This is a genomic window from Bacillus kexueae (genome assembly GCF_022809095.1).
GTDB lineage: Bacteria > Bacillota > Bacilli > Bacillales > Aeribacillaceae > Bacillus_BZ > Bacillus_BZ kexueae.
On sequence record NZ_JALAZE010000009.1, the window covers coordinates 101,647 to 115,921 of the forward strand.

Below are 14,275 nucleotides of genomic sequence, written 5' to 3' on the forward strand. Positions count from 1 at the left end.
TATTAACTTATGGGTTGGATTGTTTTTTCGGAACAAGTGCTTGACAAAAAGGGAATGATAAACCATAATGTTTCATAAAATTAAATGTACGTACTATGCAAAGAAAGGGACCAGTAGATAGAACTTTAGGCGATAAGAGAGTGAAGTCCACCGGCTGAAAGGCTTCACAGCTGATAAGCTATCGAACCTATCCCTGGAGCTTGTTAGGCTCATAACCTAACCGTAATCCAACGTTATCGGATTGAGGTGAACTTCCAAATTAGGAAGTTAACAAAGGTGGTACCGCGGATATATACCCATATTCGTCCTTTTTAAGGATGGATATGGGTTTTTTGTTTGTTGTTACAGAAAGTTTAAGTTTAAAGTATTCTTTTTACAGTTTTTTTGGTGTCTAGCTCCAAGCGCCATCAGCTCGGGTCGCTTCGGCCCTGCTGTGGCGATGGAAGCCTCCTCGCAGGTCCTAAAGCGCCCTTCGCCTAAGGACTTGTGCTTTTCTTATTATCGAACACTAGCGTGAGAATGAGATGTGGGCGAGTTTAGGGTTCATACATTATAAAATTAGATTTTCGAAAAAGAGGTGAGAGAAGTGGGGAAACGAATTGTAGTGAAAATTGGGAGCAGTTCCTTAACAGACGTGAATGGTGGCCTATCCCATGAAAAATTACATGAACATGTTGAAAGTATTATGCAATTAAAGAAGAATGGCCATGAAGTCATTTTAATCTCTTCGGGTGCGGTAGCGGCCGGTTTTAAAGATTTAGGCTATCCGACAAGACCTGTGACTATTCAAGGAAAGCAAGCGGCAGCGGCGGTAGGACAAGGACTGCTCATTGAAGCGTATACGGAAGCTTTAAAAAAGCATGGCATGATGTGTGCTCAGTTACTTTTAACTAGAGGGAATTTTCAAAAGAAAGAGCAATATCAAAATGCTTACAATACGTTAGCTGAGCTACTGAAAAGGTCCGTTATCCCAATAATCAATGAAAATGACTCCGTCTCCATCGAAGAGCTTACGTTTGGTGATAATGATATGCTTTCTGCGCTTGTAAGTGGATTAGTTCACGCAGATTCGTTAATTATTTTGACGGATGTAAACGGGATTTACGATTCCCATCCGAAATACAATGAACAAGCGAAACGGATTGATTTTATTGAAGAAGTAACCGACGAACTGATGGCAGCGGTAAGTGCAGAATCAAGCTCGTCAGTTGGAACGGGTGGAATGAAATCGAAGCTTTTAGCAGCAAAAACAGCCTTATCACTTGGGGTAAATGTATTTATTGGAAAAGGCAGTGGAAAAGATAAGCTACTTGAAATTTTAAAAGGAGAAGGAGACGGCACCTATATTGGGCATTCCCGATTAGAGACGATGAGAAATCCGAAACAATGGATTGTCCTTCATTCAGAAGTGAAAGGAGCAATCGTTGTAGATCAAGGAGCTGAAAAAGCTATTTTAACGGAAGGAAAATCTCTACTACCTGCTGGTGTTCAATCAGTTCAAGGAATGTTCAAGCAAGGAGAGGTCGTAGAGATTTTCAATCAACAGCAAGAGTTAATTGGTAAAGGTCAAGTTAACTATTCATCCAATGAATTGACACAAATTAAAGGTCTTTCAAGTAAAGCAGCGATGGAGATGACAAAACATGTGCATCCAGAAGTCATTCATCGAGATAAATTAGCATGTAAAAATAAGGAGTTGATCGTATGAGTGAATTGATTGTGAAGGGGCAAAAGGCTAAACAAGCTCAGCAAGCTTTAATGAGAAAATCAACAGAAGAAAAAAATCATGCGCTTAAAAAGATCTCTGAGTCTCTCTTATCGAATATGGATTTTCTTCTAAGTGAAAATGAAAAGGATTTGCGTAGAGGAAAAGAAGCAGGAATGCACGAGTCGCTCCTTGATCGACTTTTATTAAACAAAGAGCGTATTGAAGCGATGGCCCAGGCTCTTATTGATTTAATTGAACTAAAGGATCCAATCGGTGACGTACTTGAAACAATCGAACGTCCAAATGGCTTACGTATTGAAAAAGTGCGTGTTCCATTAGGGGTAGTCGGTATGATTTATGAAGCAAGACCGAATGTGACAGTCGATGCCTCTGCTCTCTGTTTAAAAACGGTTAATGCTGTATTGCTTCGAGGGAGTTCATCAGCAATTCGATCGAATCAAGCGCTCGTAAAGGTCATTCAAGAAGCGCTTGAAGATGCTTCATTTCCGAGAGAAGCTGTCCAACTCATTGAAGATACGAGTCGCGAAGCAGCAAATGAGTTGTTTAAGCTAAATGAATATTTAGATGTCTTAATTCCGCGTGGTGGGAAAAAACTTATTCAAACGGTAGTCAATGAAGCGACAGTACCTGTATTAGAAACGGGAGCGGGCAATTGCCACATTTTCATTGATGAAACGGCAAATGTATCAATGGCAAAAGAGATTGTCCTCAATGCGAAAACGCAGCGTCCTTCTGTCTGTAATGCGATTGAAACGGTCCTCATTCATGAGAAGTGGGCAAAAAAACATGCAATTGAACTAATTGATCTCTTATTGGCCCATGACGTAACTTTACATGTGGATGAAAAAATTCATGCTTCTTTTCCTCAATTGCAATTAGCGACAGAAGAGGACTGGGAAACGGAATATTTAAACATGGAATTGGCTATAAAAATGGTCAAAGATGTGGAAGAAGCCATTTCGCATATAAATCACTACGGTTCGCATCATTCTGAGGCTATTTTATCTGAAACAGAAGAACATGTTCAATTGTTCTTCCAACTAGTTGATTCTGCTGCTGTCTACCATAATGCATCTACTCGATTCACCGATGGGTTTGAGTTTGGATTTGGAGCTGAAATTGGGATAAGTACACAGAAGCTTCATGCTCGTGGACCGATGGGGTTAGAAGCGATGACTTCATCGAAGTATGTCATTAAAGGGACAGGACAAATACGTCAATAACTGGAGAAGAGGTGCTAATGGTTGAAAGTTAGCACCTCTCCATTTTAGAGATACCAATTTATCCCTTGTTAAATCGTTTTCGGGAAACGCGTTGATTAGCAGCATTTGAACGTGCCTGTGCTTCTAAATCAGCTTGGTCAGCAATTTCTTGTGAATACTCTTCATCTGTTCCATTCGGTTCTTTTTTTAATGCTTTTGGGACTTGAGGTAGTGATTGTTTATTTTTATTACGGTTTTTGTGACGACTCATTGGTCTTCCCCCTTAAAGTAAAAATGGATGAGCCAAATGCTCATCCATAGCGTTTACAATATGTAGTCACTTCATGCTTTTTTTAACGATTTTGTCCGTCTGTATATCCTCCAGCACGGTCGGCCATTTTGAACTCCCTTGAGTATGTTACTTCTTGTGCGCTCGTTAAGTTACTACGATTTTTGTCATCACGTTTTTTTCTTTTTTCTCTCATCTGTTATCATCCCTTTCTGTCCAAATGTGAAGCATTAACTAGTTTCGACAATAGAAAATTTTTCATACAAAAAAGTATTATTTTTTGATCATTTGTGTGGTAGGGTACGAAGCTATTTATTCGTCGCCTTTCGCTCTAGCAGGAGTCAAGTGCCCTCCGCTCCATGATAGGAGTAGAAATAACCCTGAACCACCAATTTTATTCGTTCTAAAAATAACAATCATCTTTAGAAATAGCCTCACTAATGTGCTCGAAAAGATACACATGAAAAAAGACTGTATACTATCTCGATTTAATTCGAAATTGTACACAGTCTTATAGTATATATTAAGCTTCCTTTAAATGATTTTCGTCCATTGTTTCCACGTGATGACGCATCGTATAAAGGGTATATACGTCTTTAGAAATCTCAAACAAGTTATAAATATCTCCGTCACGGTTAATTTGATCGAGGATGGATTTTCGTGTTTCGTTCGCGAAGACGACATATGGTAGTTTTTGCGCGGCTTTTGCAGATCGAATGTTGGATTTTCTAATTTTCATAAAGATTGTTTCAATTCCTAATTCGTAAAACAGCTCTTGAAAGAACATATCTTTCGCTAATTTGTTATACCCTTTTCCGTGGTACGGTTTACCGAGCCAAGTTCCGAGAAAGCCTGCATTTTCTTGAATATCATATAAACTAATGGTCCCAATCGGTGCTCCCCATTCATCTAAAATGGTGCGCGAGATAAGCTCGCCTCTTTCTTCTGCTTCAATAATTTGTTTCGTAATAAATAAATACTCTTCTAAGGAAGCGGCTTTATTACGTACAAAAGGGAAGACATCAGGATGCACCATTAATTCATATAAAGCTGGGCTATCATGAAGATCACGCTTTTTTAACAATCTTATCCCTCCATACATAAGGGCAGATTCCAATCCAAATAACCTTCATCTGGGACCCACCCTCGAAATTTTTATATGTTACATCAAAAATTTCGGGGTGGGAATCGAACCCACTAGAACCAGCTTTGCTGGTGGCGCACCATTTGCCTTCCCTAATCCATTCATTAAATTTTCGTCATAGCTCTGTTAGTATCATACTCGATTTCATCTGAAAAGGAAATAGGTATTTTGTAAAAAAAATGTGAAGGAAATAAAGGGAGAAAATGCTATATATGATAGATCATTTCTCCGTCAATCATCGTTAGCTCTGGCTTGCTAAAGAAGTGGAATGGATGACCATTCCATAGTACTAAATCAGCGTCTTTTCCAACCTCAATACTACCAATTCGGTGATCTACTTTTAGGTTCTTGGCAGGATTAATGGTAATGGCTTCGAGCGCTGATTGTTCTGGTAGTCCTTCACGGACAGTGAGTGCAGCTACTACATTTAAATATTGAATCGGTGTATAAGGGTGGTCAGTTGTGATGGAAATTTTTGTCCCTGTTTCAGCTAAAACTCGATAGGTTTCCCAGCTTTTGTTTTTCAACTCTACTTTCGACCGCCTTGTTAACGTTGGACCAATCGACACGTTTAACTTTCGGCAAGCGAACTCTTCCGCAATTAAGTGACCTTCCGTACAATGTTCAATTCGTAAATCGAGGCCGAACTCTTCAGCGAAACGAATCGCCGATACGATATCATCTGCCCGGTGCGCATGTATGCGAACGGGAATTTCTTTCTTTAATGCTTTTTGCAGAGGGATTAATCGGAAATTATCGCCTTCTTCGCTTTTTTTCGCTGTAAAAAAGGCTTCGCGAAGCATTCCCATAATTCCCATACGGGTAATGGAATCTTTATTCCCTTGACTATGCATTCGTTTCGGATTTTCCCCCAGCGCAATTTTTAATCCTGCTGTTTCTAAAATCGTCATATCACGTACATTCTTGCCGAAGGTTTTGATGACTGAGGTTGTACCTCCAATTACATTTGCGCTTCCTGGCATAACATGTACAGCTGTAATCCCGTAACGAATTGCATCTTTAAATGCTGGGTCTAAAGGATAGACGCCGTCAATGGCACGGATATGGGGAGTGAGAGGTTCTATCGTTTCGTTCGCATCATTTCCTGCCCATCCAGTACCTTCATCGTAAAGACCTAAGTGAGTATGTACATCAATGAAGCCAGGAAATAAATATTTCCCTTCAGACGGAATGACGTATACTCCTTTTGTAACCGGAATGTGTTGGCCGATTTTAGTGATTTTCCCATTTTCGACAAGTACATCTGCTTTCGGTAATGGGGGAGACGTGATTGGATAAACAATCGCATTTTGAAATAATATACTCATACTTTTTCTCCTTACATATTTGGATAAATAGCGGAAAGCGCTTCTTTAATGGTAGGATACGTAAATGAAAATCCGTGTTGAATTGCTTTTTGTGGAATCGCTTTTTGTCCTTCTAGAACGAGAATACTCTTTTCGCCGAGTAACAACTTTAGTGCGAAGGATGGAGCGGGTACCCAATGAGGACGATGGATAATAGAAGCTAGTGTTTGACCGAACTCCTTCATTGTAACAGGGTGTGGTGCTGTCACGTTAATAGGTCCGCGAATATCTTGATTTTCAATGATATAAGATAATAGACGAACTAGATCATCAATATGAATCCATGATAACCACTGTGTTCCACTACCTACCGTTCCTCCTGCGAAAAAACGATACGGGAGAACCATTTTAGGTAATGCCCCTTCTGTTTTATGAAGCACAACTCCGAAGCGAGCTAAAACGACTCGAACACCGTATTTTTCTGCTGCGATTGCTCGTTGTTCCCATTCTTGAACGGTAAGAGCTAAAAAATCGTTCCCTACAGAAGCAGATTCCTCTGTAAACTCTTCGTCTGTTGAGGTACCGTATATTCCGATGGCGCTTGCATTAATCAGTATGCTCGGTTTCTTTGTCATTTTTTCAATTATATGAAGGACTTCATCGGTTGCATTGATTCGACTATTCAAAATCAATTCTTTATTTGCTTTCGTCCATTTGGAATCGATAGTTTTACCAGCTAAATTAATAAAAACGTCACAACCATCTAACTCTTTTTCTGGATTTGAATCATGCGATAGCCATTGAACTTCCTTAGACCCCGTTTCAGTTTTTTTCCTAGTCACAACTATGACTTCAACGTTTTGCTGTTCCAAGTAAGAAATCAACTGTTTTCCAATGAACCCTGAGCCCCCAAATATAGCAATTTTCATACAATTCCCCCTTTATCTCTATTTTACCTGTTTTTTCTGAAAAATTCTTGTCATTTAGCGAGCTTAAGAAATTTGCTACTATTAAAGGAAGAGAGGTGACGTTCGATGATAACTATTACGAAGTTAGAAGTTCAAAAGTACGATACAAATCGATTGAATGTATACATTGATAAAGGGTTTGGCGAAGAGTACGGCTTTAGTGTACATAAGGATACAATGATTAAGTTTGGGCTTCGTAAAGGACTCGAACTTGATGAAGTAGATTTGATAGAAATTGAGTACGGAGACGAAGCTCGTAAAGCTTATAACAAAGCAGTGGAATACTTAGGGTATAAAATGAGAACAGAGGAAGAAGTTCGGGAACACTTGCTGAAAAAAGAGTACGATGAACATATTGTCGAAGATGTAGTGAACAAACTTCAGAAACAAGGGTATATAAATGATGAAGAGTACGCGTTTGCTTTTGTTCGTACACAAATTCGCTCCAATAAGAAGGGGCCGAGTGTGATTCGAAAAGAACTTGAAGGAAAAGGGGTACACTCTACGTATATCCAAGCAGCCTTAAAGGAATTTTCAGAAGAAAAGCAAGTGGAGATTGCTTATCAGTTGGCGGAAAAATTTCAAAAGAAAACAGAACGACTTTCATTTATTCAATTAAAACAAAAAATAGAAGAGACGCTTGTTCGTAGAGGATTCTCTTTTAAGATTATACAAATTGTGTTTGAGATGATGCCTGTTGAACAGTCGAGTGATGAAGAGTGGGAAGCGCTAAAGAAAAATGCTGAAAAGGCGATGCGGCGATATGATCGTCATGACGATTACACGAAAAAATTAAAGGTAAAGCAGGCGCTTTATCGAAAAGGGTTCTCATTGGAATTAATTGAACGATATTTAGAAGAAATCGAGTAGGGTAACCTACTCGATAATAATTTCAAACCTTCCGTCATCTAATTCTCTGATTTTTTTAGCTACATCCATCGGAGATCGTAGACGGCTTTTGTCTTTTATATGGTCGCTATCATCCCAAAATGGCGTGTCCATACCGCCCATGTAAGCTGCCTTTATTTCTACGTTCGAACCTTCTAATTCTTTCACTAAGCTTTCTGAAAATCCTCTAACTGCGAACTTAGATGCGACATAAACACTTTCGTTTACTTTTCCACGGAGACCGGCTGTGGATACGATATTTAAAATGAAGGATTGGTTTTGCTCTTTAAATACTGTAATAAAGGCTTTCGTCATAAAAATTGTGCCTTTTACATTCGTATCGAGCATTTTGTGAATATCAGATTCTGTTATTGATTCAAGAGGACCGAATGCACCGTACCCAGCATTATTAATTAATCCTTGAATGGTAAATTGTTGAGCCAATTCCTCTGCAGCTCGTTGCACAGCTTCATAGTCTGTGATATCCAGTGGATAAACAAAAGCTTGTTTATTCATTTCTTCTAATTCACGCTTCGTTTGTTCAAGCGCTTCTTTTGTTCTTCCGATTAAGATAACGGTTTCAAAATTGCTACTGTATTCAACAGCAAGGGCCTTTCCTAAGCCCGTTCCTGCTCCAGTTACGATGATGGCTGACATGTTTGAAATTCCTCCCTATTGTTTTTGCGTCCATCCCAATCCTATTTTATACTTAAAATACAAATCATTGAAGGGTAAGGGAGAAGAAGGCATGCAAGAAAAGCGTTATAGTGAAATGACAGAATATGAATTGAAAACCGAAATTGCGAAGCTACAGGAAAAAGCTCGCAAGGCGGAGCAACTCGGTATCGTTAATGAATTTGCGGTATTGGAACGAAAAATGGCGATGGCGAAAGCATATTTGCTTGATCCGAATTATTTTAAGCCAGGTGAAGTATATCGTATTGAGGGTGCTCCGGGAGAAAGTTTTAAAATTGAGTATTTAAATGGTGTATTTGCTTGGGGATTTCGATTATCATCACCGTTAAAGCAAGAGGCATTACCCATTTCATTGTTGGCAAAATAAATTTAATGTTTGAAGTGAAGAAAGCAACTCGTTTTCTTCACTTTTTTCTTTAATTGGTCTGTTGATAAAGAAAAGAGGCTGGAGTACAGCCTCTATAAATTTGCCTTAGACGTTTAGATAAAGCAATTTAGGTGCTTTAAGAACGTTTTCGCGTTTGATGCTCTAAAATGATCAAATCTTGACTTTGCTGAGTTTCACCATTCACTTGGTTGTGTGCATGTTTTGGGTTTGCTCTTGGTCCTTGAAATGGATTAGAATAAATCTGGTCATTGAATTTCTTCTTTTGGTTAGAACCCATGAAGAAAAACCCCTCTCGCAATTTAAGATTGTTGGCGATTTTGCTCACTAGATGCGTTCATTCGTTCAGCTGGGTGAGTATTTGTCGTGCCGTTTGCACGCTTTGATGCATACTCAGCTTTTGCTCGCGGTTCCCCATCAAATTTTTCATGTTGAGGGAATCCTTTTTTCTTGTTGCGCATCTTGTCACCTCTTATCAAAGATCATTTGCACCTTTGAGTGCATTTTTATTATGGGGTTAGATTGAGTCAACTATGTGTAGATATAAAAGGAAATCAGCAGGAAGGTGGATGAATGTATGGAACAATATTTTGAACGATTGACGAATGAATTATTAAATAAAAACCCGCATTTATCAGAGGAAAAAGCACGTACGTGGGTAGAGCTTTTATGGGAAGATTTTGAAACCACTTATGCGAAGGCGGGGAGAAAATACCGCGGCCAAGAGGTGACAGAACAAATTGTTCGACAAATTATTCTTAACTATGGTGATAAGCTACATGAATTCATCGCGAAAAATCCAAAATATAAAGCTTACTTAGAAAAGGAATAGAGGCTTATCCAAATAGTACAGCCCCTAATTCGATTCATTTCATTCGATGGCGGAGGCTTTCCAAAGGGAAGCATGTCTAGTTACGGCTCTTAGCGTTTGGCGAATGCGGGAGAGTCTCCCGTTCGTACGACACTAGGCAGTCGTCGCCTCCACTTTTCCTAAAAACCAAGATCGTCCGTGGAGTCTTCAACTCGTGCTGTCCCGTTGGAGTTGCCGCCACCTTTCTTTTATTCATAACCAATTGGACTTTTATACTTTCGTCAGCATTTCTAATTTTTTCTTTAATCGCTTTTCGCTGAATATCCATCCAGTATAAGAGCGTAATATGTGATAATTCTCATCCAAATGAACGACCGCGACAAATGGATAATATTGCTTACTTCGGTACCGTAGGTCAATAAATCGCACTTCGATATGGTCTTCAAACTGTACTTTCTCCCATCGGTAAATAGGAGAAAAATAAAGGAATGCTTCTATATTTGGGTCTTTTTTGGCGGCGTTCATCGCATCATCTTCTGGAAGCGGAACGCGAACGAATCGATCTAAAATTTCTAATGTTTCCTTATTCACACGGACGACATAATAATGTGTTTTTGTTCTAATAGCTAAAGTCCATTTTCTGAATTGAATAGTTGGGTTAAAAATAATTTCTTCCACTTCATCAATGGTTTCTCGCACCCGTTTTCTAACCTTATATTGGAACCATAAGTTCAGTAAATAGTATCCAGTTAAAAGTATATAAATGGTTATGAAAGTATATCCTGCGTGAAACCCGAAGAGCCAGAGGGCGATTCCAATCATATGCATAACAAAAATAAACGGATCAAATGTATTAATTGTACCGAGAGCAATCCATTTTTTCGTGAATGGACGAAGAGCTTGTGTCCCGTATCCGTTAAAAATATCGACAAATACGTGGAAAAAGACAGCGATAAATGTCCAAAGCCATAGATGAAACCAATCAGCGTTAGGAATAAACAAATAAATTGTTCCGGAAATAAGAAGAGACCATAGGAAAATTGCGGGAGCAGAGTGGGTTAAGCCTCGATGATTTCGAATATATGTTGCGTTATTTTTGAGTTTTAAAAGAGTATCGATATCAGGGGCTTGAGAGCCAACGATGGTAGCAATCACGACCGCTTCTTGGGTGATGGAACTTTGACTTACAACGGGGTCTAATGTTGCAATTCCTCCTATTGCAATTCCCATTACTACATGAGTACCAGTATCCAATGAACGTAACCTCCAAAAAAAGTGTGTGACACTCTTTACCATTTATGAAAAGTCTGTTTTCATGTAACATGTTAATAGTTCTTTCTATTGTATATATTACTTCCTTTATGCCCATTTAAACATAAAATAAGGAGTAGAGGCAAAATAAATATGAATGAATCGTTACATCAAAAGCTAGAAAAGGTCACAGTTGATCAATTTCAACGTGATTTGATTGATTGGTACGAAAGAGAAAAGCGCGACCTACCTTGGCGAAAAAGCCAAGACCCATATCGTGTATGGGTATCGGAAATCATGCTACAACAAACGCGTGTTGATACAGTGATTCCATATTATCAACGGTTTATGGAAAAATTCCCTACAATAGAAGCTTTAGCAAATGCGGATGAGGACGATGTCTTAAAAGCATGGGAGGGACTTGGTTATTATTCCCGTGCACGAAATTTACAGGCAGCAGTTCGAGAAGTTCATGAGTCATACAACGGCGTTGTTCCGGACAACCCAAAAGAATTAGGAAAGCTCAAAGGGATTGGCCCTTATACGAAAGGAGCCATTTTGAGTATTGCCTATAACATCCCCGAACCGGCAGTCGATGGAAATGTGATGCGTGTGTTATCTCGTATCTTATCAATTTGGGACGATATTGCAAAACCGAAGACGAGAAAGGTGTTCGAGGAAGCTGTATATTATTTAATCTCAAAAGAACATCCATCTTCCTTTAATCAAGCGTTAATGGAGCTTGGGGCGATGGTTTGTACTCCAACTTCTCCTTCTTGCTTGCTTTGTCCGGTTAGAGAGCATTGTGCTGCGTTCAGTGAGGGAGTCCAGGCAGAGCTTCCGGTTAAGACAAAAGCAAAGGCTAATAAAAAAGTGCAGATGGCTGCGGTCGTATTAAAAAAGGAGGACCGCTATTATATACATAAGCGGCCTTCGAAAGGATTATTAGCAAATTTATGGGAATTCCCAAATTGTGAAACTCACCCTGGAATTGTAACGCAAAAACAGCAGCTTGCACAGTTTTTACAAAGTGAATACAAAATGGATGTCCAAATTAATGAGTTGGTTGGAACCATTGAACATGTATTCTCTCATTTGACATGGCATATTTCCGTTTTTGTCGGCGTCGTAATCGATGACTCAAACATGGAACATTTACAAAGCGTCACAGAACAGGAATTGGAGAACTTTGCATTCCCAGTGTCACATCAAAAAATTATGCAATTAGCTAAAGAACATCAGTTGGGATAGCGATAGCGCGATTTTAACTCAGGTGAAAACGTAGCTTCTCTTGTTTTAATTCCACCTCGAGCTTCAATTTCTTCCACAATTTCTCGATGAATGGTTTGCCCTTCAGCATTCAAGTACGGCATAATTTGTTGGAGGGCATGGTGGAAGTAAGAGAGCTCCGTTTCGTCCCATTCTTTTTTAGACATCATGGATAATTCGGTCATATCACGACCTGTGTACATAAGATCCCCCCATTCTTTATAGTAGGTACACAAAAAAAGTTACACTTTATTGTTTCTAAATCGTAATGGAAGTATGCGAAATTGTAATAAAAGGAGACGAATGAATGATGAATGAAAAAGTTGCACTCATTACAGGAAGTAGTAGAGGGATTGGAAAAGAAATCGCTCTACGCCTTGCCGAAAAAGGCTACCATATCGTTATCAACTATGCGCGTAGTAAAAATGCAGCGCTTGAAACGGCGAAGGAAATTGAGCAGTATGGCGTGAAAACGTTAGTTGTTAAAGCAAATGTAGGAAAGCCAGAAAAAGTGAAGGAAATGTTTCAACAAGTAGAGGAAACGTTTGGGCGTTTAGATGTTTTTGTTAACAATGCAGCATCTGGCGTTCTTCGTCCTCTAATGGAATTAGAAGAATCACATTGGGACTGGACGATGGACATTAACACGAAAGCATTGCTATTCTGTGCTCAAGAAGCAGCGAAGTTAATGGAGCAAAATGACGGAGGTCATATCGTTAGCATCAGTTCTCTCGGGTCCATTCGCTATTTGAAAAACTATACGACAGTAGGAGTGTCGAAAGCAGCTCTTGAAGCATTAACACGTTATTTAGCGGTTGAACTTGCACCAAAAAATATTATTGTGAATGCTGTTTCAGGAGGAGCCGTTGATACGGATGCATTAACTCACTTCCCGAACCGAGATGAACTCCTAGCTGAAGCAAAAGAAAAAACGCCAGCAGGCCGAATGGTTGAGAAAGAAGATCTTGTTAATGCAGTTGAATTCCTCGTATCAGACAAAGCATTTATGATCCGAGGTCAAACGATTATTGTGGACGGTGGAATCTCACTGCTTGTGTAAAATGGACAAACAAAAAAATAAAAAAACTTCGGATAGATTTTGAAAAGGCGGACATCATAATTCACGTGGAGGTGATTATGATGGCTAAACAAAACCAAAATCAATACCAACCTAACAAAACAAATGCACAACATGTAAAACAACAAAATCAAGCAGCAGCTCAAGGACAATACGGTACTGAGTTCGCAGCTGAAACGGATGCACAGCATGTGCGCCAACAAAACCAACAAGCTGAGCAAAACAAACAGCAAAACTCTTAATTGAGTTCAAAAGGAAAGCACTTCCCAGACGTGGGTTGTGCTTTTCTTTTTTTATTGTTACAGAAAGCTTAAGTTCAATAAAGTGTTAAAGTATTCTCTTTACAGTTTTTTTTTGGTATCTAGCTCCAAGCGCCATTAGCTCGGGTCGCATCGGCCCTGCTGTGGCGACGGAAGCCTCCTCGCAGGTCCTCCTGCGCCCTTCGCCTAAGGAATTGCGCTTTGAGCTTCTCTAATCCATACGGTCATATGATACGCTATCGTTGACGGCAACCTACTCGCAATGTTCTCCAACGTCCTTCAACGATAGGATTGTTGCTTATTAATATTAAAGGAAATTTTTAATTTATGTAATGGAGCGACTTGACTCGCGGGATGCAGAGGAAAGGGAAGAGACCCATAGGCGCATGCTTGGGAGGCTCGTAGAAAAGTGGAGCCGAAACTAGACAGATCCCCGCGGAAAGCAAGTGTCCGTAGTGCAATGTTCTGCATTCATTTTAAAAATGACTGAAAAAGCAACAATCTATACGAAAACAGCCAATCTAATTGAAGTAAGATTGTCAAAAATAAAAATTGAATTTTTACGATTATGAACGGCAAATTTTGGGGATGTTTGTTATAGAAGCTGCATAAGTTAAAGGTGAGCGAATCATACATAAAAACGACAAAACTAGTTATTCATCAACATAAGTAGTCAAAGGTAATATGGGTGACACAAAGAATTTTTATTAGTATGAATGGAATGGGAAGGAGCGAGAACGGTGAACGCAGTCAGCCGATTTGATGAACTTGTATCAGAGCAACTCGTGACGATGGAAAAGTTATTATTTGTACAGACTGAAATTGAGCGATGCCAAGAATTACTTGATGAACTATCCTCATTGGAACAGTTGTCAAAAAAAGCAGCGATTGAGGAAGAAATTTATCAAATGAAGCAAGAATTATATGCAATTCAAAAAGCGTTTGAGAAAAAAACGGAAGAAGTTATTCACACTTACCAGCTTGAGCAAAGCTAATGG

Annotated in this window: 18 protein-coding genes, 1 pseudogene and 1 other annotated feature; of the genes and pseudogenes, 9 read left to right on the forward strand and 10 right to left on the reverse strand. The window is 39.3% G+C overall.

The window, feature by feature from the left end; translation table 11 throughout:
- The first annotated feature begins 91 nt into the window (after nucleotides 1-91).
- Nucleotides 92-313 (forward strand) — a binding site (T-box leader).
- A 273-nt stretch (nucleotides 314-586) separates the two neighbouring features.
- Both proB and ML543_RS14115 read left to right on the forward strand, forming a co-directional pair.
- Nucleotides 587-1,708: a glutamate 5-kinase gene (gene proB / locus ML543_RS14110; RefSeq protein ID WP_243388066.1), complete on the forward strand. Its 1,122-nt coding sequence runs from the start codon at nucleotides 587-589 to the stop codon at nucleotides 1,706-1,708.
- Nucleotides 1,705-2,952: a glutamate-5-semialdehyde dehydrogenase gene (locus tag ML543_RS14115; RefSeq protein ID WP_243388067.1), complete on the forward strand. Its 1,248-nt coding sequence runs from the start codon at nucleotides 1,705-1,707 to the stop codon at nucleotides 2,950-2,952. Before proB ends, ML543_RS14115 begins: the two co-directional genes overlap by 4 nt.
- Before the next feature lie 58 nt (nucleotides 2,953-3,010).
- Here ML543_RS14115 and ML543_RS14120 read toward each other — a convergent pair whose 3' ends face one another.
- The 5 genes from ML543_RS14120 to ML543_RS14140 form a co-directional block, all read right to left on the reverse strand.
- Nucleotides 3,011-3,202 (reverse strand): YfhD family protein, encoded by a 192-nt coding sequence (locus ML543_RS14120; RefSeq protein ID WP_243388068.1) that lies wholly within the window; start codon nucleotides 3,200-3,202, stop codon nucleotides 3,011-3,013.
- A gap of 82 nt (nucleotides 3,203-3,284) precedes the next feature.
- Entirely contained in the window at nucleotides 3,285-3,416 is a 132-nt protein-coding gene (locus tag ML543_RS14125; protein WP_243388069.1) for a YfhE family protein, read from the reverse strand.
- Nucleotides 3,417-3,743: 327 nt separating this feature from the next.
- The gene (locus tag ML543_RS14130; protein ID WP_243388070.1) at nucleotides 3,744-4,304 is read right to left on the reverse strand and encodes a GNAT family N-acetyltransferase; all 561 of its coding nucleotides are present in this window, start codon (nucleotides 4,302-4,304) and stop codon (nucleotides 3,744-3,746) included.
- 266 nt (nucleotides 4,305-4,570) lie between these two features.
- The gene (locus ML543_RS14135) at nucleotides 4,571-5,692 is read right to left on the reverse strand and encodes an amidohydrolase (RefSeq protein ID WP_243388071.1); all 1,122 of its coding nucleotides are present in this window, start codon (nucleotides 5,690-5,692) and stop codon (nucleotides 4,571-4,573) included.
- A gap of 11 nt (nucleotides 5,693-5,703) precedes the next feature.
- Nucleotides 5,704-6,600: a TIGR01777 family oxidoreductase gene (locus ML543_RS14140; RefSeq protein WP_243388072.1), complete on the reverse strand. Its 897-nt coding sequence runs from the start codon at nucleotides 6,598-6,600 to the stop codon at nucleotides 5,704-5,706.
- Between the two features lie 105 nt (nucleotides 6,601-6,705).
- Here ML543_RS14140 and recX point away from each other — a divergent pair, with 105 nt between their 5' ends.
- Entirely contained in the window at nucleotides 6,706-7,509 is an 804-nt protein-coding gene (recX, locus tag ML543_RS14145; RefSeq protein ID WP_243388073.1) for a recombination regulator RecX, read from the forward strand.
- Between the two features lie 6 nt (nucleotides 7,510-7,515).
- On the opposite strand, the gene ML543_RS14150 is transcribed toward recX, so the two are convergent.
- Complete coding sequence (locus tag ML543_RS14150) at nucleotides 7,516-8,184, reverse strand: SDR family NAD(P)-dependent oxidoreductase (RefSeq protein WP_243388074.1); 669 nt, start codon at nucleotides 8,182-8,184, stop codon at nucleotides 7,516-7,518.
- A gap of 91 nt (nucleotides 8,185-8,275) precedes the next feature.
- On the opposite strand from ML543_RS14150, the gene ML543_RS14155 reads away from it, so the two are divergent.
- Nucleotides 8,276-8,590 (forward strand): YfhH family protein, encoded by a 315-nt coding sequence (locus tag ML543_RS14155; protein ID WP_243388075.1) that lies wholly within the window; start codon nucleotides 8,276-8,278, stop codon nucleotides 8,588-8,590.
- Nucleotides 8,591-8,726: 136 nt separating this feature from the next.
- On the opposite strand, the gene ML543_RS14160 is transcribed toward ML543_RS14155, so the two are convergent.
- Nucleotides 8,727-8,888, reverse strand: coding sequence for a YpzG family protein (locus tag ML543_RS14160; protein ID WP_243388076.1), 162 nt, complete (start codon nucleotides 8,886-8,888; stop codon nucleotides 8,727-8,729).
- A 22-nt stretch (nucleotides 8,889-8,910) separates the two neighbouring features.
- Nucleotides 8,911-9,069: a small, acid-soluble spore protein K gene (sspK, locus tag ML543_RS14165; protein ID WP_243388077.1), complete on the reverse strand. Its 159-nt coding sequence runs from the start codon at nucleotides 9,067-9,069 to the stop codon at nucleotides 8,911-8,913.
- A 116-nt stretch (nucleotides 9,070-9,185) separates the two neighbouring features.
- On the opposite strand from sspK, the gene ML543_RS14170 reads away from it, so the two are divergent.
- The gene (locus ML543_RS14170) at nucleotides 9,186-9,440 is read left to right on the forward strand and encodes a YfhJ family protein (RefSeq protein ID WP_243388078.1); all 255 of its coding nucleotides are present in this window, start codon (nucleotides 9,186-9,188) and stop codon (nucleotides 9,438-9,440) included.
- A gap of 249 nt (nucleotides 9,441-9,689) precedes the next feature.
- Here ML543_RS14170 and ML543_RS14175 read toward each other — a convergent pair whose 3' ends face one another.
- On the reverse strand, nucleotides 9,690-10,673 hold the full coding sequence (locus ML543_RS14175) for a metal-dependent hydrolase (protein WP_243388079.1): 984 nt from the start codon (nucleotides 10,671-10,673) through the stop codon (nucleotides 9,690-9,692).
- A 150-nt stretch (nucleotides 10,674-10,823) separates the two neighbouring features.
- On the opposite strand from ML543_RS14175, the gene mutY reads away from it, so the two are divergent.
- Nucleotides 10,824-11,921, forward strand: coding sequence for an A/G-specific adenine glycosylase (gene mutY / locus ML543_RS14180; protein WP_243388080.1), 1,098 nt, complete (start codon nucleotides 10,824-10,826; stop codon nucleotides 11,919-11,921).
- On the opposite strand, the gene ML543_RS14185 is transcribed toward mutY, so the two are convergent.
- On the reverse strand, nucleotides 11,909-12,142 hold the full coding sequence (locus ML543_RS14185; RefSeq protein WP_243388081.1) for a cytosolic protein: 234 nt from the start codon (nucleotides 12,140-12,142) through the stop codon (nucleotides 11,909-11,911). The genes mutY and ML543_RS14185 overlap by 13 nt on opposite strands.
- A gap of 104 nt (nucleotides 12,143-12,246) precedes the next feature.
- Here ML543_RS14185 and fabL point away from each other — a divergent pair, with 104 nt between their 5' ends.
- The 3 genes and pseudogenes from fabL to ML543_RS14200 all read left to right on the forward strand — a co-directional run bounded on the left by fabL (nucleotide 12,247) and on the right by ML543_RS14200 (nucleotide 14,272).
- Entirely contained in the window at nucleotides 12,247-12,999 is a 753-nt protein-coding gene (fabL, locus tag ML543_RS14190; protein WP_243388082.1) for an enoyl-[acyl-carrier-protein] reductase FabL, read from the forward strand.
- Nucleotides 13,000-13,112: 113 nt separating this feature from the next.
- A pseudogene (locus ML543_RS14195) lies at nucleotides 13,113-13,259 on the forward strand (gamma-type small acid-soluble spore protein); the annotation flags it as partial.
- Nucleotides 13,260-14,017: 758 nt separating this feature from the next.
- Nucleotides 14,018-14,272, forward strand: a complete 255-nt coding sequence (locus tag ML543_RS14200) for a YgaB family protein (protein ID WP_243388083.1) — start codon at nucleotides 14,018-14,020, stop codon at nucleotides 14,270-14,272.
- Nucleotides 14,273-14,275: the final 3 nt, after the last annotated feature.

Excerpts from the sequence above, each read along its gene's own strand:
- ML543_RS14115 (WP_243388067.1), top strand. The coding sequence starts at position 1,705 with ATGAGTGAATTGATTGTGAAGGGGCAAAAGGCTAAACAAGCTCAGCAA.
- ML543_RS14120 (WP_243388068.1), bottom strand. The coding sequence starts at position 3,202 with ATGAGTCGTCACAAAAACCGTAATAAAAATAAACAATCACTACCTCAA.
- ML543_RS14125 (WP_243388069.1), bottom strand. The coding sequence starts at position 3,416 with ATGAGAGAAAAAAGAAAAAAACGTGATGACAAAAATCGTAGTAACTTA.
- ML543_RS14135 (WP_243388071.1), bottom strand. The coding sequence starts at position 5,692 with ATGAGTATATTATTTCAAAATGCGATTGTTTATCCAATCACGTCTCCC.
- ML543_RS14140 (WP_243388072.1), bottom strand. The coding sequence starts at position 6,600 with ATGAAAATTGCTATATTTGGGGGCTCAGGGTTCATTGGAAAACAGTTG.
- recX (WP_243388073.1), top strand. The coding sequence starts at position 6,706 with ATGATAACTATTACGAAGTTAGAAGTTCAAAAGTACGATACAAATCGA.
- ML543_RS14150 (WP_243388074.1), bottom strand. The coding sequence starts at position 8,184 with ATGTCAGCCATCATCGTAACTGGAGCAGGAACGGGCTTAGGAAAGGCC.
- ML543_RS14155 (WP_243388075.1), top strand. The coding sequence starts at position 8,276 with ATGCAAGAAAAGCGTTATAGTGAAATGACAGAATATGAATTGAAAACC.
- ML543_RS14160 (WP_243388076.1), bottom strand. The coding sequence starts at position 8,888 with ATGGGTTCTAACCAAAAGAAGAAATTCAATGACCAGATTTATTCTAAT.
- sspK (WP_243388077.1), bottom strand. The coding sequence starts at position 9,069 with ATGCGCAACAAGAAAAAAGGATTCCCTCAACATGAAAAATTTGATGGG.
- ML543_RS14170 (WP_243388078.1), top strand. The coding sequence starts at position 9,186 with ATGGAACAATATTTTGAACGATTGACGAATGAATTATTAAATAAAAAC.
- mutY (WP_243388080.1), top strand. The coding sequence starts at position 10,824 with ATGAATGAATCGTTACATCAAAAGCTAGAAAAGGTCACAGTTGATCAA.
- ML543_RS14185 (WP_243388081.1), bottom strand. The coding sequence starts at position 12,142 with ATGTACACAGGTCGTGATATGACCGAATTATCCATGATGTCTAAAAAA.
- fabL (WP_243388082.1), top strand. The coding sequence starts at position 12,247 with ATGATGAATGAAAAAGTTGCACTCATTACAGGAAGTAGTAGAGGGATT.